This window comes from Brevibacillus choshinensis (assembly GCF_001420695.1).
GTDB lineage: Bacteria > Bacillota > Bacilli > Brevibacillales > Brevibacillaceae > Brevibacillus > Brevibacillus choshinensis.
On sequence record NZ_LJJB01000007.1, the window covers coordinates 1,417,189 to 1,433,682 of the forward strand.

A 16,494-nucleotide genomic window follows, 5' to 3' on the forward strand; every position below is an offset into this window, starting at 1 on the left:
TCAACAAAAAAACGTATTCGGAAGAAGTTAGAAGCCTGGTAGATCTATCAGGCTTCATTTATTTCATGATTAGACGATAAGAGTGCGTTACTCCCACGCCTCTTTCCCCACAGATGGTAGACCAAGAATAAGAAGGGAATATAGCCATAGAGGAAATACATAGCAGCTGTACCAAACATGTTTGATAGCATCATGAGATCAGCTCTGCTTTCCATTCCCAACGAGGTGAGCATCAATACCAATAGGATAGCTAGCAATGTTCTACGTTGATTCATCTGGAACATTTGTTTCATTCCTCTCGTGATAGCCCAGACATTCAGACAAAGATTGGGTAGCACGACAAATAGCCACAAGGACACGATGATAAATTCAATCCGCTGAATGATGGGAATCTCGATGATCTTTATCATGGTCAATGTTGGCCAGATAATCTTTTCCAATTCTCCTTCGGTGAAAAACATGAATGTAATCATGGTTAGGGCAAGGTATAGAACTGTCGTAAACAATAAGGCCGCGTGTGCCCATTTCTGAGATTGCTGGGGATTCTTAATAAAAGGATAGTAAAAAAAGAGTAATTCGAAGCCGGCAAAGTTGAAGATGACCTCTTTCGCCGACAGGAACAACTCATGCACAGTGTGGGAAAAGACCGGCAATAAGTTGTTAGGGTGAACGTATTCAAAGGGAAAGACAAATAGAGGCACCATCAATAGCAGAGGTAGGGTAACCCCAACTAAACAAATACCAGTAACAGTCCGAAAGCCACCAGAAACGACATAGTACAGTAAGAGCAGCATCAAGATACTCATGCTCCACGTTTGCATCAATGGAAAAATGATTATTTTCACGATTTCTACATACGAACGGAAAATGATAAAGGCTGCGACTAAAACATAGACGAGGACGAGTAGACTCAAAAGCTTGCCTAGCCATCTTCCAAAGCATCGAATGTGCAGTTCTATAATATCGGATGCCCCCGTTTTTAACATGGCATACATCATCCACATGAGGAGGTGTGTACTGATACCCGTAATAATCACCGAGATCCATGCGTCATATCCAGCTGATTGGATCAATTTCCGTTGATATCCCAAGATTCCAATGCCCACCATATTAGCATGTACGAGAAAAAAGACAAAAAAGGGTGAGACTAGGTATCTTTCCTGTATAGAAGTCTTCATCCATATCCTCTCCACTTCTCGCTGTTAATCCCCGACACCCGTTTGCTCCAGTTTGAGAGCGATGCTTACGCTTAGGTCCATATCAGGATATTGCTCTTGGAATTGCGTGTAATTCCATGTAGAACTTCTCCCTCTGATGAGATCACCAATTCCTACGGGATCTACCTTTATCTTCTGCAGATGGGCGAGGAACTGCTTCATTTGCTTTTGAAGATAGAGTGAAAGTTCCTTTTCAGTAGCCTGAAGCGTATCAGGCTGCGATAGTTTTAGCCAACTAGGGTAGTCCTTGATTTGTGCACGCATATTGATCTGGATCTTCAATGCAGGGATGTTTTTACTTGTGTTTACTTCGAAAGCGACATCAGAACCTAAGTTTCGTAGCATGCCTTTTCCTTTTCGACCCGCAATCTCAATTTCTACAGGGTACTGTCCACTTTTTGATTTTTCCAAGAGGACTTTCAACAAGAAGGCTTCATTAGCGTGGATGTGATCCACGAATTTATCCTTATGAAAAAGGGCCAAACCGTCAAGCTTGATTCGATCCTGATACAAGACAAAATACGGCAGGTACGGATCGCGCCCTTCTCCATAAAGATTGAAGAGAAACACATGCAGATTGGACTTTGGCGTATTCAGCGTTTTTATGTTTTGTTCGATCGTGTTGGACAGGAAAAAGGGGACGTTTACCTTTCGATTTACCTGCAGAATCGATTCAGCTTTTGGATCCGCGATAGCCAATTGTAAGCGAAATCCAATGTTCGGATCACGACAAAGCGAGTGAACCAATGTACCGATTCCCTTTGCCGCAAAATCCTTCCCAATCACTACGGAGCGAAGCTGACCCAATTCGAGCTGAGAGGGAGTAGTGGCATTAAACTCGGGAAAGATCGAGTAGAGGTTGATCGCACTGGTTTCGAGCATTTCGACATTCGCTTGATCTTTTTCATACCGATGCGTGATCGCTGTGCCTTTGATCTGGTTATCGACCTGGTCATAGCCGAGGGTATGGATCAATTGCACATCATTAATGATGCGCGATGATGAACATGCTGTGAGAACAAGACACAACAGTCCCAGAGCAATCCACATAGCTGATAGGGATAGGAGTGTTACGCGATGGTGAATGAAATTAGTCATCGATATCCTTTTGCTCATTGGCTGTGCGAGCATTATATCTCCATTCTGAAATGGTTTGTAAGATAGGGGAACGTCTAGCCGTTTTACTGTACGAAGCTCGGATGAAGCTGTCGGCATAGCCTTTGTGCCGAAACGGATAGAGTGGTGCCAGGTAGGGTGTTCCCAGAGATTTTAGCCGGATTAAGTGAGTAAGGATAAAGCATAATCCGACTACAATGCCAAAACCACCCCAGATACCAGAGAGAATGATTAATGGAAACCGAAGAAAGCGTATCGTGTTCGACATTTTATAGATCGGTGTCGTGAACGAAGCCAGCGCGGATAGGGCGACGATAATTAACAAGATATTACTCGTCAATGCGGCCGCTACTGAAGCTTGTCCGATGACGATGCCTCCCACGATTCCGAGCGTTTGACCCACCTTTGTTGGTAGACGTGCTCCGGCTTCACGCAATAGTTCAATGGTTAGTTCGAGAAAGAGCACTTCTAATACTGGCGGGAAAGGAACGTAATTTCGAGAGATGATAATCGGTCCAAGCATGTCCTTGGGTATCATCTCCAAATGAAACGTTAGAACCGCCGTGTAAGCAGGTGTCATCAAAACGGAAAAGCACACACCAAAGATCCGAATCAAGCGAAACAATGACCCAAGAACCCAGGGAAGGTAGTAATCTTCCGGTGATATAAAGAAATCAAAAATGGTCGTGGGTCCAGTAAGTACATAAGGTGATGCGCTTGATATAATCGCGACTTGTCCGAGAGTCAGCCCGTAAATGACCCGATCAATTCTTTCCGTGGAGAGAAATAAAGGAAACGGAGTATGGGAGTTATCACTCATGATCTGGTCCAACTGGGAAGAGTCAAAGATGATATCAAAATCAATGTTTTGCAATCGTTGTTCGACTGTCTGCACATGCTTGGGATTGGTCACGTCCTGGATGTATACAACAGCGACGCGCGTATGGGACATCGTGCCGATCGTGATTTCTTTGATGATGAGGTTAGGCGTGCGTATTTGTTGTCTGATCAAATGAAGATTAATGTCCAGATCCTCTACAAAACCTACCTTTGGACCGACGACGCTGAATTCATTTTCGGTATCATTGTCCGTCCGCAATCCTCGCGTGGCATCGGATAGGTCAATCAACGCGGAATAACAATCATCTCCACGTATTTGTACAGCCGCATATCCGCTCATGATCTTGGAGGCGATGGTTGATACATCATCAGTAAATGTAATATTCTCGATCGAAATCAATTCTGCCAGATCATGAAGGTCATTTGGCAGATCTTGTGTCCGTATGAATTCTTGCAAAGGCTGCAAAATATTGCTTTGAAGCCGTTCACTTTTGATCAAGGTTTGGTAACACGAAATGATAAACTTCCCATCTGCTTCAAGGAGTGAATGTCTCCTGAAATCATGAGAGTCTTGTGCAAGTGCGAGAAACTCAGTCCATTTGTCCATGTATCCTCTTCGCCTCATAAGCCATGCTGTTCTGTTCATTTCGTTACTAGGGTCTGTTAGAAATTGGATTCTCATTCTTCAAATAGAATGTTTCTTCAATCGGAGGGGAACAATCATCCATACGAGGTAGAAAATAAAATCGAGGGGTTTCCATGGAACAAGTGAACTGCGACGTGTCACCTTTGAAAGCGGAGATGAAGGAGCAATTAAAAGACATCTCAAGCGCGATTGAACAGAGCATACTTGCCCTTGAAAACGAAAACGGATGTCTCCTTGGAACATTCGATCAGATAAGATCCCGATTTAGTCATTTGGAGACTGTTGCGGCTTCTTTTTATTTGCAATGCTATTTAGGGCCTTATACGGACAAATACGCAGATCTATCGCTGGCTGTACAAAATCTGTCTTCGCGTAGACAAGGAGCCTTGATTGTAGTGGAACGGGACGAGCCCATCGGAGCCCTTTTGCAAGCGGGTATTCCGATTGGTGCTTGGATGACCCATTCCTTGCTAGAATCGATCTTTTACCCGGGAAGCCCGCTGCATGATGGGGCAGTCGTGATTCGAGAAAGTCATATCGTTTCCGCAGCAAATGTGTTGCCTTTGTCCCATGTAGAAGTTGGAGAGCAAAAGCTGGGAACGCGGCATCGGGCAGCCTTGGGATTAAGTGAGCAGTGTGATGCATTGGTCATCGTCGTCTCTGAGGAAACGGGAAAAGCTTCGTTTGCGTTAAAAGGGCACATGTATCCAATTATCACCCATTAAAACAAAAGACACCGTCATGGGAGACGGTGCCTTTTTATGTCGCTCGCGATATCATAGGTTCACTCTACGCTGAAATAGCCAGACGAGGAACATAAAGAACAAATAGACAGAAGTGAAAACGGCAGCTAAAGCAGCGTTTGCAAAAACAACGCCAATGCCGAGTAGATCATCCTGATTTATGTATGAAAGAAAGGCTAGAAACAGCAAGGAGAGTAACCAAAGTATAGTAGCTATGATGTAGGACATATCAACCACTCATTTCAGGTATGGTTAATAGGGTTATCGGAAAAGTGGGAGAGAATTTTTACATGTCAGGAGGGGGAATATGGAAAAAAACGTGGAATAATAAATAATTGATCAAAAAGCACCATGTACAAGTAGATCTAACGCCATAAAAAAGGCACTAAAGAGAAGGAGGATTATCCTATACTTTGTGCTTGTGTGATGGAATTTGGTAAATCGGTAGGGCATAAAAAAGAGGATAAGAGGTAGCTTGAACATGAAGTTTGAGACTTTTCCCATCATCGAAACAGAACGTTTTTTATTGCGCCAAATGACGAAGGCAGACGCTCCTGCTGTTTTTTCTATTTTTTCAGATCCTGATGTAACCAAAGATATGGGGGAAGCACCATTTACTCAAGTCAAACAGGCAGAGCTGCTCATTGAATTCATGAACGGTCTGTTTGAAGAAGACCGTGCCATCCGCTGGGGAATCATTTTGAAAGAAGAGAATAACTTGATCGGAACGTGTGGGTACAATGGTTGGGAAACGAATCGGGGATCGAGGGGGGAAATCGCCTACGATCTCGGGAAACCGTATTGGCGAAAAGGCTACATGACTGAAGTCATACAAAGCTTGATCACGTTTGGCTTTGAGTCAATGGGTTTAAACCGTATCGAAGCCTTCACCAATGTAGATGCGACCCCATCTATACAACTCCTGAAGAAAAACGGTTTCCAGGAAGACGGAATCTTACGAGGATATGCCTGCTTCCATGGTGAATACGTCGACCAGCGTTGTTTTTCGCTTTTACAGAAAGACTGGAAGTAACATCAACAAGGCCAGGGTCCCATTCTTTCTTGGGATTCCTGGCCTTTGTTCTGCGTAACAATGACTATTGCTGTGCTTCCGTATAAATTTTAAAGGTGACACCGAACTTGTCAGTTACCATCGCGTATGCAGGGCTAAAAGAGGTTGTTTGCAGCGGCATATTCACTTGACCATCTTGCTGCAAGGCTTCATAAAATTGCTTTGACGTATCCACATCGTTTGTTGAAAGGCAGACGGCGACTTGGTTTCCACTTTGATGAGGCTGGACAGGAAAGTTATCGGAAAACATAAGTTCAATTTCACCAATTTTAATCCTGGCGTGCGCAACTTGATCCTTTACTGAAGCTGGTACAGGATTTTGCGGGTTTTCCGGTTGATTGGCAAACGTCGAGATAAAAAGAACTTTTGCATCCAATGCTTTCTCGTAAAAATGAATGGCTTCCTTTGCATTTCCGTTCATCGTTAGGTATGGGTTTACTCGTATTGTCATGATCCGTCATCTCCTTTGTTCTCCATTTGCCACTTGGCAAGGTCTCGCTTAGTGAAGAGTCCGTCGATTTGTGCACGTGGGAGTCGGCCGTTCTCCCAATCGCGATCGATCGATTTCGCTCGTCACTACACTGACGGAACCCGAAGAGGGAATGTGACGGATTAGAAAATTAATCATGGCAAGGCGTAAAATCCAAGGCGAAATCTCAACGGATACATTACTTATTGTCACATGGGACCTTTTTCGTTCGTCAATACAATGAAAGGCTTACATGAAAGGAATGTGACAGATGGAAGATCAAAAACGGTTGGGGGAGCTATTCGAGGAACACCGCAGTCACCTCCAGGCGGTTGCCTATCGAATGCTTGGTTCCTTGAGTGAGGCGGACGATGCTGTGCAGGAGTCTTGGTTCCGCCTCAGTCGCTCCGGTACGAGTCATATTGAAAATATAGGCGGCTGGCTGACGACGGTAGTCTCCAGAATATGCCTTGATATGCTGCGCTCACGCAAATCAAGGCGAGAGGAGCCCTGGGAAGCATTCTTGCCCAATCAAAACATAAATCAGGGCGAGGAAAGCGACCCTGAGTATGAAGCGCTGCTTGCCGACTCAGTTGGTCTCGCATTGCTCGTGGTTCTAGGCAACTTGAATCCAGCTGAACGTATTTCGTTTGTACTGCATGACATATTCGATCTTCCCTTCCAAGAAATTGCTCCCATCGTAGGTCGTTCCCAGGATGCTACAAGGCAGCTCGCCAGCCGTGCACGCCGCAGGGTGCAAGGGGTGAATTCGGTCACTCACCCTGATATCACTCGTCAACGGGAGCTTGTTGACGCCTTCCTCGCTGCGTCACGCGCTGGTAACTTCGAGGCTCTGCTCTCGGTACTCGACCCGAATGTCGTGCTTTGGGATGACAGAGAAGTCGCTATTGACGGCACAGTAAAGGAGCTTCGTGGTGCGCAGGCCGTGGCAAAGCAGGTCGCAGGGCGAGCTCAAGCTGCTCGGCCGGTGCTCGTGAATGGAACAGTAGGCGTCGTCGTAGCACCGAACGGACGACTGTTATTTGTACTCGATTTTACGGTCAAGAACAGCCAGATCACCGAGATAGAATTAGTATCCGACCCATCGCGCCTCCGCCAGCTTGATCTTTCGGTCTTGAGCGAATGACGCGTCAACCTAACATATGGGGATTGCGACAGCGATTTTACAAAACGGTAATGATGGAAAATGGATTGTGAAATGTAATCCCTAAGGGGAATGATGACCCTTTGGATAACCTCCTAAAACGATTTAGGGGACTGGCTTGGTTCCGATAACGACAGTAGCGTCAAGCTCGTCGGAACTGGTCACGTGTGGGATCAACCCGTAAAGAGTGATGATCTCGACTGTCTTCGATGACTGCCGCTCACTTGTCTCAATCAGCAAGTGTCCGCCAGGGGCCAGCCAGAGTGGGGCTGCTGCCGCAATTCGTCTCTGAACGTCAAGGCCGTCCGTGCCCCCGTCTAGCGCCAACCTTGCCTCATGTATACGGGCTTCAGGGGGGAGGAGTTCGATCGCCTTGGTGGGGACGTAGGGTGCGTTGGCTACGAGGACGTTGACGCGCCCCCTAATCGCACTGGGGAGTGGCTCGTATAGGTCTCCCTCGAATACTAGACCACCCGCGGTTGTGACATTGCGACGGGCGCACTGCACGGCCGCGGGGTCAATGTCTGTCGCATATAACTCGATCTGTTCCATGGCTGATGCCAGCACGGCACCGACCGCCCCCGAACCGCAACAAAGGTCAACAACGATCGACCCTGGTCGAACGAGGGTGGTAGCCTCTTGGACAAGAAATGCAGTACGTTGTCGGGGGACAAAAACGCCATGATCTACAGCAATCCGCAGTCCACAGAACTCCGCCCAGCCGATTATGTGTTCGAGAGGCAGACCAGTGGTTCGTTGCTCTACCATACTCGAAAGGTCGGCCGGTGTCCGTGCCGAGGCGATGAGTAACCGAGCCTCATCTTCTGCGAAAACACACCCAGCTGCACGAAGTTTAGTGACGATGATGCTGAAAATCTGAGCTCCATAAATCTCATTTTCATTCACAAATGGTTCTACTTCGGTATAGAATTTTCCGTCATTTCCGAACCGCAATGACGATTTCCTTGAATTCATACATTCCCTCATTTCGGAATTATTGTAATTTAATCCATAGTATTTGAATCCTACTCTAATTAAGGAGGCAACACAATACACGCTTTGTTAAAACGGGGGGAAATACCTGTGGAACTTTCCATGGATCGAGGAAAGGGGATGAGACCGTAATAAACGATTATGAAGTTTGCGTAAATGAGTAGAATGCAAACTGTCCAACGTCTTACAATATAAAAACCAAGAAAGATTGTTAGTAACGAAAAATAGATGGGGAGTAAAGTCACTGAATGGATGGAAATAGGCGAAAGAAAAGCAAGGGAAAAGGCAAGCTCGGAACTCTTTTAGAAATTTTGTGTGTCTCCACAAAACTGGGAGTGACATCTTTCGGCGGACCAATTGCCCATCTGGGATACTTTCATGAGGAGTACATCCGTCGGCGCAAATGGATGGATGAGCGAAGCTACACGGAATTGGTAGCTCTTTGCCAATTTCTACCTGGACCTGCTAGCAGTCAGGTAGGGATAGGCATTGGCATTGTACGCGCTGGATGGTTAGGCGGATTAGTGGCGTGGCTAGGTTTTACGCTACCATCCGTCCTTGCCCTGGTGGCTTTTGCCTTTCTACTTCAAGGTTACGATATCGGAAATACAGGGTGGATTCATGGTTTGAAGCTTGTTGCAGTAGCGATTGTAGCCCATGCCGTTCTAGGAATGGGACAGAAGCTTATACCAGACCGGACAAGAGCCACAATCGCAATCGTCGCAGCAGCTGTTACCTTGTTGTGGCAAACTGCCTTCAGTCAGATTATTATCATCATGCTTGCAGGGCTACTGGGGGTCGCGTTATTTGGAGGAAAATCACAGGAGAATTCGTCTGATCTGCACATACCCATAAGTCGCTCTGTAGCAATCGTGTGCGTGGCTTTGTTTTTTGGACTACTTCTCGCACTTCCCCTCCTTAGAGAGTGGAGTAAGCACGAATGGATTGTACTGTTCGATGGTTTTTACCGTTCAGGCGCTCTGGTGTTCGGTGGAGGTCACGTCGTGCTGCCGCTTTTGGAACGAGAACTGGTTCCGGCAGGTTGGATCACCAAGGAGGAATTTTTGGCTGGATATGGGGCGGCACAGGCAGTTCCGGGGCCTTTATTTACATTCAGTAGCTATTTGGGTGCATTAGCTGGAGGAGTAAGAGGCGCAATTATCGCAACCATTGCTATTTTCTTGCCAGCCTTTTTGCTCGTCATGGGGGCGCTGCCTTTTTGGAGCCTGCTCAGAAACAGTTCAAAAATGCAAGGGGGGTTAATGGGGGTAAACGCAGCTGTAGTGGGTATCCTGTTGGCATCTCTATACGATCCCCTATGGACATCTGCCGTTTTACAACCAAAGGACTTTATTCTCGCGGTAATATTGTTTGGTATGCTCGTCTTTTGGAAATTGCCTCCCTGGATGATTGTTTTGGTGGGTGCACTTGGAGGGACTGTACTGGGTTACCTCTGAAAATATCTCAAAGCAAAAGACACCCTATTCAATTTGAAAAGGGTGTCTTTTTACGATCTTCACGTGTCCTATCTACGCCCAGTTCCCATTCCGGAAAATAGGCTCCCGCTTGCCATCTGTTGTTTCCCCGTCGATATTCATCTCGGCCGTACCAATCATGAAATCGACATGCGAGATACTGCTATTGAGACCGTATGCCTCCAGCTCTTCTTTGGTCATGTCCGCACCATTCTCGATGTTGACCGGGTAAGGGTTTCCGATCGCCAAATGGTTAGAGGCATTTTCATCGAACAAGGTGTTATAAAAGATAATGTTCGATTCAGATATGGGGGAGATATGTGGGACTAACGCGACTTCACCCAAGTAATGAGAGCCTTCGTCTGTTTCGAGCAGCTTGGTCAGTGCTGCTTCCCCTTTTTCCGCCGTAGCTGAGACGATCCGACCGCTTTCAAAGGTCAGCGAGAAATTTTCGATCAAATTACCTTGGTAGCTCAACGGCTTGGTACTGCGGACAGTCCCGTTTGCTCCTTGCTTCAGGGGGGCTGTAAATACTTCCTCTGTAGGCATATTTGCCATAAAAGAGGTGCCGTCTTTATTTACACTACCACCACCGATCCAGACGTGACGGGTAGGCAGCTCGATGGTCAGTTCCGTACCTGGCGCGCTGTAATGCAAGTAGCGATATTGCTTTGCATTGAGGGCTTCGACCTTTTCATTGAGGGCAGCATGATGATCATGCCAAGCTTGTACGGGATCACTCTGATCTGTGCGAGTAGCCCGGAAAATGGCATCCCACAAAGCGCTGACTCGCTCTTCTTCTGGTAAATCGGGAAACACAACTGCAGCCCATGCAGGGGAAGGAACGGCAATTACGCTCCAGCTAACTTTGTCTGCCATAGAGTAGCTACGAAATGTGTTCAATGCTTGTCCAGCTGTACGATTCGCAGTGGAGATCCGCTCGGGGTCTACACCTTTTAACAGATCGGGGTTGGATGCGTTGATGTAGAGAAAAGCGGCGCCGTTTTCTGCGAGCTCCTCCAGACCTTTTGCTCGCCACATCGGGTATTCGGAAAATGCTGCATCTGGAGCCAAATCGTACTTCATCCGAGTCAATTCATCGTCGGTCCATTCGATCTGTACGTTTTTGGCACCCGCTTCGTAAGCTTTTCTTGCCACCTGGCGAACAAATGAGGCTGCGGAGATGGGAGCAGTCACGACTAAAGTCTGCATCGGTTGCACGTTAACGCCGACTTTTACAGCTAGTTCTGCATATCGATCAATCAAGGATGTAAAATCCATTGGGAAAACCTCCTATGACGTAGTTCTTCTCTTTATTATATCTGCCCAACTGGATTTCTTTGCTATTATTTTTCAAATGAATTTCCTAGGAAAGCGCAGAAACAGACAGAATCTCTCTGCATTCGAGCCTCACGTAAAGGGGGAGTTTTAATTTTTTAAAATTAGAGGAATATTCGCTAGAGAATCCAACTTTAATAAGTAGAAAACATTTTATTGAAAATTGAGGGAGGCGTGAGCGGTGAAAGTGAGACAGACACGTGAACACGTAGCAGTGGAACAAACCTGGAATCTGGATGACTTATTTCCTAATCAAGAAGCATGGGAAAATGAATTGCGAGAAATTCTACATCACCTTCCACTGCTTACCGAGTTTAAAGGGTCGTTACATACTGGTGCGGAAAATTTACTTGCATGCTTGGAAGCAAAGGAAGCGATCGTCGTAAAAGCGAGTCTCTTGGCGAGTTATGCCAGTTTGCGCTCCTCAGAAGACGGGACCAATCCGCAAAATCAGGCAAATTCTGCACGGGTCGGAGATGCGATCTCTGCACTGAATGCGGCACTTTCATTCATTCCATCGGAAATATTGGAATTGCCAGATGGTTCTATCGAACAGTATTTGCAAGAAGAGCCAGGTCTGGAGCGGTTCCGCAAAAATCTGGAAGATCTGTTGGAAACAAAGCCACATCGTCTCAGTGCCGATACCGAAGCAGCTCTGGCTTCATTGGGTGAGGTCTTTTCCGCTCCTTATACCATTTATCAACGGGGCAAGCTTTCGGACATGTCGTTTTCGCCGGTGCAAGATTCTAATGGCGTAGAACATCCTGTTTCATTCGCCCTCTTTGAGACGGATTATGAAATGTCTGAGGATACTGAGCTTCGTCGTGCATCCTACCAATCTTTTTCCAAGACGCTCGCTACCTACCAAAATTCCTTTGCTGCCGTATACGCGACAGAGGTAAAAAAGCAAACGGTGCTGTCCCGCCTGCGTGGGTACGAATCTGTGACGCAAATGTTGCTGCAGCCACAACAAGTATCACTGGAAATGTACCACAACATCCTCGATATTATAGGCACAGAGCTCGCACCGCACATGCGGCGTTATGCTAAGCTAAAGGCCAAAGAGCTTGGGCTAGAAAAGCTGAAGTTCTGCGATTTGAAGGCGCCGCTTGACCCGGAATTTAGCCCGCCTATCACGATCGAGGAAGCAGGAAAGACGATTAAGGCAGCGCTAGCGGTAATGGGCCCTGAATACGCAGAAATCATGGAAACGGCACTAGACAACCGATGGATTGACTACGTGGATAACGTGGGGAAATCAACAGGTGCATTTTGCTCCACGCCTTACAGCAACCATTCCTACATCTTGATTACGTGGTCAGGGAATATGCGGAGTGCGTTTACACTGGCACATGAGCTTGGACATGCCGGGCACTTCATGCTGGCAGGGCGTAATCAGGCTTATGCCAATTTCCGTCCATCCATGTATTGCATCGAAGCTCCATCCACGTTGAACGAGCTGCTATTGGCGCAACATATTGTGGAGCAGTCCGATGATCCGCGGTTGAAGCGTTGGGTCATCCTACAGCTTTTGAACACCTACTATCACAATTTTGTTACCCATCAGCTAGAAGCCCAGCTGCAACGCAAAGTATACGAGGCTGCCCAATCAGATGTGCCGATCACAGCGAAAAAGATGGCGGAGTGGAAAGGCGATGTCCTCGCGAACTTCTGGGGAGATGCGGTAGAATTGGACGAAGCAGCGAGCCTGACATGGATGCGTCAACCACATTACTACATGGGGCTCTATCCATACACGTACGCAGCTGGTTTGACGGCATCGACCGCAATGGCGGCAAAGATCCGTGAAGAAGGACAAGCGGCTGTTGACCGTTGGTTGGACGTTTTGAAAGCAGGAGGAACACTCAAGCCGCTGGAGCTGATGAAGCTGGCAGGACTGGACATGTCCGATCCTCAGCCAATTCGCGATGCAGTCGCTTACGTGGGCAACCTGGTAACCGAATTGGAGCATCTGTTTGAAGCATAAATAGGAGCTGTGAGAAATAGCGTGAATGGGCTTGTGTTTGGCGAAAGCCGCACAAGCCTGTTTCTTTCGACTAAGGAGAGGTGAAGAGGATGAGAGCATTCACCCAGCGAGCTTTGGCGATTATCAGTTATATTCCAGAGGGGAGGGTCATGACCTATGGACAGATCGCCGCATTGGCGGGGAGTCCTCGGGGAGCGAGACAGATTGTACGGATTCTCCATTCCATGAGCAAAAAGTACAAATTGCCATGGCATCGTGTGATCAATGGAAAGGGCAAAATTGGTCTGCAGGATGATGTCTCCTTTACCTTGCAAAAAATGCACCTCGAGGCAGAAGGCGTGCAGGTTAGTGAAGAGGGAGCCATTGACTTGGTGAGATTTCAATACGCTCCAGCTCGACTGCCAGAGTTGAGATTCGAGGATTGGGAGATGGATTAAAAAAGGCCTGCAAATGCAAGCCCTTGCTCTTAGTATCCAACTTCTACCGAGGCAATGACTACATACGCCAGGTCGTTTCTATCATCTTTTTCAGCGATGACGACGCCGCTACTGGTGAGCATGCCACCCTCGACCACTTCAAAAGTAACTTCACCGTAAGGCAACTCTGCGCGCACGGTTTCGAGGTCCAGCTTGTCCTGATCAGCTGGAATAGCCAGACGGACGTTGACTTTCATGTTGTGGATATTATTTTCCGGGAGCACCATGCGCAAGCCCGGCATCGAGTTGTGGTGAATCGCATTTTGAACAGCGCGGACGGCTGCTTTCGTGACATTTTGTCCGTGCAAGTCGATTCCCATCCCGATTTCGATAAACATGACTTTTTCCATTGTCGATTCACTCCTATGTACGCCTTTGTTACCTTGTTATCTTACCACGATTCTAGCAACACGCAGCTATTTTCACGAATCCAAACGAGGAAACCGTCAGAAAGGAAGAAAACGATGAAAGCTACTAAGCCCATCTTAACGCCACACGATCCCGAATATGCCGAGCGAGTCCGCGAGAGCTTTGAACGGCAAGGTGCCATGAAGTTAATCGGAGCAACGCTTGCGAAAGTAGCTCCCGGTGAAGTAGAGATTTACTTGCCATATCGTGAGGATTTGACCCAACAGCATGGTTTTGTTCATGCAGGTATCGTGACCACAATCGTAGATAATGCCTGTGGATTTGCAGCCTATAGCCTGATGCCTGCTGATGCCTCCGTCTTGTCGATAGAATTCAAGGTGAATCTGTTGGCCCCCGCCAAAGGCGATGGATTCATTGCGAGAGGTGAGGTGATCAAGCCAGGAAGGACGATCACCGTTTGCAATGGGGAAGTCTATGCGCCAGGCGAGGACAACAAGCTCATTGCGACGATGACAGCGACGGTCATCATGCTGCAAGGCCGATCAGGTATTCCGCAGGGCTGAGAAAGATTGCAGAGAAAACTGATATCAACAAAAAGAAGCTCATCAGTACGAACTAGCAGATAAGGGATGTGCGAGGGAAAACGAACTTGCATATCCCTTTTAACACAAAAATAGGAATATATGTAATCGATAGCAATGAAAGCAATTGAAAAATAGACAGACTGAATAAAATAATAGTCAAAATTTGCAGAATGTTTGTACAAAATGTGCAATGACTCTCCATCGTTTAGCAGGGTAACATTTTTATAAATATTCAATTTTATGGGAGGTGAATTCACTCAAAATATCCACGAACAAGGAAAGGACAAGTAAGTATGGGCTAGAGGCGACAGATCTTGCAGATCGAAAGGAGAAATGGTATGAAAAGATCTTCACGCGCGCTGTTTTTATTTATTTTTATTCTGATTATTCTGTCATCCGGTGTGTTAAGTGGTTGTGGAAAAGGTGCTAGTTCTGGACGGATGCTAACGATCTCTCAACAGAAGGACCCTGGCACCGCCGATGTTCAATTGACTACTGACGATTACACGATTCCGCTGAATATTTACGATCGACTCGTCGAAGCGAAAACAGTAGCACCAGGGAAGTCAGAGTTGGTTCCCGGGCTTGCTGAGAGCTGGGATGTCTCCCCAGATGGATTGAAATACACATTTCACCTCAGAAAAAATGTGAAATTCCACAATGGGGAAGTATTCAAGGCGGACGATGTGTTGTTTACGTTTGATCGCATGCTGGACCCGAAAACAAAGGCACTGAACACGGACTTTCTGGACATGATCGCAGGTGCACAGGAGCGGATGGATGGAAAGGCGGATAGCGTAAGCGGGATGAAGGTTGTCGATGACAATACGATTGAAATTACATTGTCAGAGGCATTTGCCCCTTTCGTAGCCAACCTCGCGACTCCTCCAGGTTCTATTTACAATCGGAAAGCGACGACAGAAGCAGGAGATCAGTTTGGACTCGATCCGGCAAAAACAGTTGGTACTGGTCCATTCAAGCTATCCAAGTGGTCGTTGAATGACAGTGTGGAGATGGCATCGTTTGCTGATTATTGGCGCGGTGCACCGAAATTCGATGGAATCATTATGAAAATTGTGCCAGATGCCGAGACGAACCGCATGATGTTTGAAACCGGTAAGCTGGATATTCTTGATCTCGAAGATTCCGCTTCGCAAATTCCACAGTTCAAAGGCAACGATAAGTGGAAAAATCAAGTGGTCAGTGGACCAATCGTAGGCGTGTATTATTATGCCTTCAATGAGGGTATGGAAGCGTTGGGCGATGTGAGAGTGCGGAAAGCTCTGCAAATGGCCATTGACCGCCAAACGCTTCTAGACAAACTGTATTACGGTGAAGGTAAACTCGTACATGGGATTTCGCCACCAGGGCTATTGGGCTACAATCCTGATTTGCCAGCGCTTGAGTACAATCCGGAAAAGGCGAAAGCACTGCTGGCCGAAGCAGGATATCCGAACGGGTTTGACATGGATATTGCTCAGGTGACGGATAGCCCCAACACACTGAAAATGAACGAAGCAGTACAAGCGATGCTGTCCAAAGTAGGGGTCAAGGTCAAAATCAACCAAATGGATGAGTCTACGTATTTTGCGACAAGAAAAGAAGGCAAGCTTCCTTCCGCTCATAACAACTGGTCAGCGGACTACAACGATCCTGATAACTTCTTCTACACGTTCTTCTCTACCAAAAATGCCAAGGCACGTTCCTTCAACTACACGAACAAGGCCGTCCAGGACGATTTGGAGAAGGCGAGAACCATGGTCGATCAAGGAGAACGACTCAAGCTTTATCAGGAGCTGGAAAAGAAAATCGTTCAGGATGATGCAGCATGGCTCCCACTGTTTGCTCTGAATCACCTGTTTGTCGTACAGCCACGTGTGAAAAACTTCCAGGTGTCTTGGAATGGATGGTCCGCCATGAGCTTCTACGACATTGACATTGTGGAACAAAAATAGGCGAAAGCTATTGGGTTGCATATTGAAATGAACATGTTTCCTGTAAAAA

15 protein-coding genes are annotated in these 16,494 nt (G+C 46.9%); 8 read left to right on the plus strand and 7 right to left on the minus strand.

The window, feature by feature from the left end:
* Nucleotides 1–47: 47 nt before the first annotated feature.
* The 3 genes from AN963_RS06865 to AN963_RS06875 are packed head-to-tail and all read right to left on the minus strand — an operon-like array spanning nt 48 to nt 3,780.
* On the minus strand, nt 48–1,178 hold the full coding sequence (locus AN963_RS06865; RefSeq protein WP_055743765.1) for a GerAB/ArcD/ProY family transporter: 1,131 nt from the start codon (nt 1,176–1,178) through the stop codon (nt 48–50).
* 24 nt (nt 1,179–1,202) lie between these two features.
* Complete coding sequence (locus tag AN963_RS06870; RefSeq protein ID WP_236707883.1) at nt 1,203–2,315, minus strand: Ger(x)C family spore germination protein; 1,113 nt, start codon at nt 2,313–2,315, stop codon at nt 1,203–1,205.
* A complete protein-coding gene (locus AN963_RS06875; RefSeq protein ID WP_055743766.1) occupies nt 2,308–3,780 on the minus strand; it encodes a spore germination protein in 1,473 nt (490 codons plus the stop codon). The genes AN963_RS06870 and AN963_RS06875 overlap by 8 nt, the downstream gene beginning before the upstream one ends.
* A 152-nt stretch (nt 3,781–3,932) precedes the next feature.
* Between AN963_RS06875 and cdaS the strand changes: the two genes are divergently transcribed.
* Both cdaS and AN963_RS06890 read left to right on the plus strand, forming a co-directional pair.
* Nucleotides 3,933–4,544, plus strand: a complete 612-nt coding sequence (gene cdaS, locus AN963_RS06880) for a sporulation-specific diadenylate cyclase CdaS (protein ID WP_055743767.1) — start codon at nt 3,933–3,935, stop codon at nt 4,542–4,544.
* A gap of 499 nt (nt 4,545–5,043) precedes the next feature.
* The gene (locus tag AN963_RS06890; RefSeq protein WP_055743769.1) at nt 5,044–5,595 is read left to right on the plus strand and encodes a GNAT family N-acetyltransferase; all 552 of its coding nucleotides are present in this window, start codon (nt 5,044–5,046) and stop codon (nt 5,593–5,595) included.
* Nucleotides 5,596–5,659: 64 nt separating this feature from the next.
* Here the strand turns inward: AN963_RS06890 and AN963_RS06895 are convergent, their stop codons facing one another.
* Nucleotides 5,660–6,085 (minus strand): VOC family protein, encoded by a 426-nt coding sequence (locus AN963_RS06895; protein WP_055743770.1) that lies wholly within the window; start codon nt 6,083–6,085, stop codon nt 5,660–5,662.
* Between the two features lie 289 nt (nt 6,086–6,374).
* On the opposite strand from AN963_RS06895, the gene AN963_RS06900 reads away from it, so the two are divergent.
* A complete protein-coding gene (locus AN963_RS06900; protein ID WP_055743771.1) occupies nt 6,375–7,250 on the plus strand; it encodes a sigma-70 family RNA polymerase sigma factor in 876 nt (291 codons plus the stop codon).
* Between the two features lie 123 nt (nt 7,251–7,373).
* Here AN963_RS06900 and AN963_RS06905 read toward each other — a convergent pair whose 3' ends face one another.
* Nucleotides 7,374–8,174 carry a putative protein N(5)-glutamine methyltransferase gene (locus AN963_RS06905; protein WP_055744482.1) on the minus strand — a complete coding sequence of 267 codons (801 nt, stop codon included), beginning with the start codon at nt 8,172–8,174 and terminating at the stop codon, nt 7,374–7,376.
* A gap of 335 nt (nt 8,175–8,509) precedes the next feature.
* Between AN963_RS06905 and AN963_RS06910 the strand changes: the two genes are divergently transcribed.
* A complete protein-coding gene (locus tag AN963_RS06910) occupies nt 8,510–9,718 on the plus strand; it encodes a chromate transporter (RefSeq protein ID WP_055743772.1) in 1,209 nt (402 codons plus the stop codon).
* Nucleotides 9,719–9,790: 72 nt separating this feature from the next.
* On the opposite strand, the gene AN963_RS06915 is transcribed toward AN963_RS06910, so the two are convergent.
* Nucleotides 9,791–11,017: an aminopeptidase gene (locus AN963_RS06915; RefSeq protein ID WP_055743773.1), complete on the minus strand. Its 1,227-nt coding sequence runs from the start codon at nt 11,015–11,017 to the stop codon at nt 9,791–9,793.
* Between the two features lie 238 nt (nt 11,018–11,255).
* On the opposite strand from AN963_RS06915, the gene pepF reads away from it, so the two are divergent.
* Together pepF and AN963_RS06925 are read left to right on the plus strand one after the other, a co-directional pair.
* Nucleotides 11,256–13,061, plus strand: coding sequence for an oligoendopeptidase F (gene pepF / locus AN963_RS06920; RefSeq protein ID WP_055743774.1), 1,806 nt, complete (start codon nt 11,256–11,258; stop codon nt 13,059–13,061).
* 89 nt (nt 13,062–13,150) lie between these two features.
* Complete coding sequence (locus AN963_RS06925) at nt 13,151–13,498, plus strand: MGMT family protein (RefSeq protein ID WP_055743775.1); 348 nt, start codon at nt 13,151–13,153, stop codon at nt 13,496–13,498.
* A 29-nt stretch (nt 13,499–13,527) separates the two neighbouring features.
* Here AN963_RS06925 and AN963_RS06930 read toward each other — a convergent pair whose 3' ends face one another.
* Entirely contained in the window at nt 13,528–13,887 is a 360-nt protein-coding gene (locus tag AN963_RS06930) for a Lin0512 family protein (protein WP_055743776.1), read from the minus strand.
* A 114-nt stretch (nt 13,888–14,001) separates the two neighbouring features.
* Here AN963_RS06930 and AN963_RS06935 point away from each other — a divergent pair, with 114 nt between their 5' ends.
* Nucleotides 14,002–14,469, plus strand: coding sequence for a PaaI family thioesterase (locus AN963_RS06935; RefSeq protein ID WP_055743777.1), 468 nt, complete (start codon nt 14,002–14,004; stop codon nt 14,467–14,469).
* Nucleotides 14,470–14,828: 359 nt separating this feature from the next.
* Nucleotides 14,829–16,445 (plus strand): ABC transporter substrate-binding protein, encoded by a 1,617-nt coding sequence (locus AN963_RS06940; protein ID WP_083496801.1) that lies wholly within the window; start codon nt 14,829–14,831, stop codon nt 16,443–16,445.
* The last annotated feature ends 49 nt before the right edge of the window (nt 16,446–16,494 follow it).

Coding starts and splice junctions, on each gene's coding strand:
- AN963_RS06865 (WP_055743765.1), bottom strand. CDS start 1,178: ATGAAGACTTCTATACAGGAAAGATACCTAGTCTCACCCTTTTTTGTC.
- AN963_RS06870 (WP_236707883.1), bottom strand. CDS start 2,315: ATGACTAATTTCATTCACCATCGCGTAACACTCCTATCCCTATCAGCT.
- AN963_RS06875 (WP_055743766.1), bottom strand. CDS start 3,780: ATGGACAAATGGACTGAGTTTCTCGCACTTGCACAAGACTCTCATGAT.
- cdaS (WP_055743767.1), top strand. CDS start 3,933: ATGGAACAAGTGAACTGCGACGTGTCACCTTTGAAAGCGGAGATGAAG.
- AN963_RS06890 (WP_055743769.1), top strand. CDS start 5,044: ATGAAGTTTGAGACTTTTCCCATCATCGAAACAGAACGTTTTTTATTG.
- AN963_RS06895 (WP_055743770.1), bottom strand. CDS start 6,085: ATGACAATACGAGTAAACCCATACCTAACGATGAACGGAAATGCAAAG.
- AN963_RS06900 (WP_055743771.1), top strand. CDS start 6,375: ATGGAAGATCAAAAACGGTTGGGGGAGCTATTCGAGGAACACCGCAGT.
- AN963_RS06910 (WP_055743772.1), top strand. CDS start 8,510: ATGGATGGAAATAGGCGAAAGAAAAGCAAGGGAAAAGGCAAGCTCGGA.
- AN963_RS06915 (WP_055743773.1), bottom strand. CDS start 11,017: ATGGATTTTACATCCTTGATTGATCGATATGCAGAACTAGCTGTAAAA.
- AN963_RS06925 (WP_055743775.1), top strand. CDS start 13,151: ATGAGAGCATTCACCCAGCGAGCTTTGGCGATTATCAGTTATATTCCA.
- AN963_RS06930 (WP_055743776.1), bottom strand. CDS start 13,887: ATGGAAAAAGTCATGTTTATCGAAATCGGGATGGGAATCGACTTGCAC.
- AN963_RS06935 (WP_055743777.1), top strand. CDS start 14,002: ATGAAAGCTACTAAGCCCATCTTAACGCCACACGATCCCGAATATGCC.
- AN963_RS06940 (WP_083496801.1), top strand. CDS start 14,829: ATGAAAAGATCTTCACGCGCGCTGTTTTTATTTATTTTTATTCTGATT.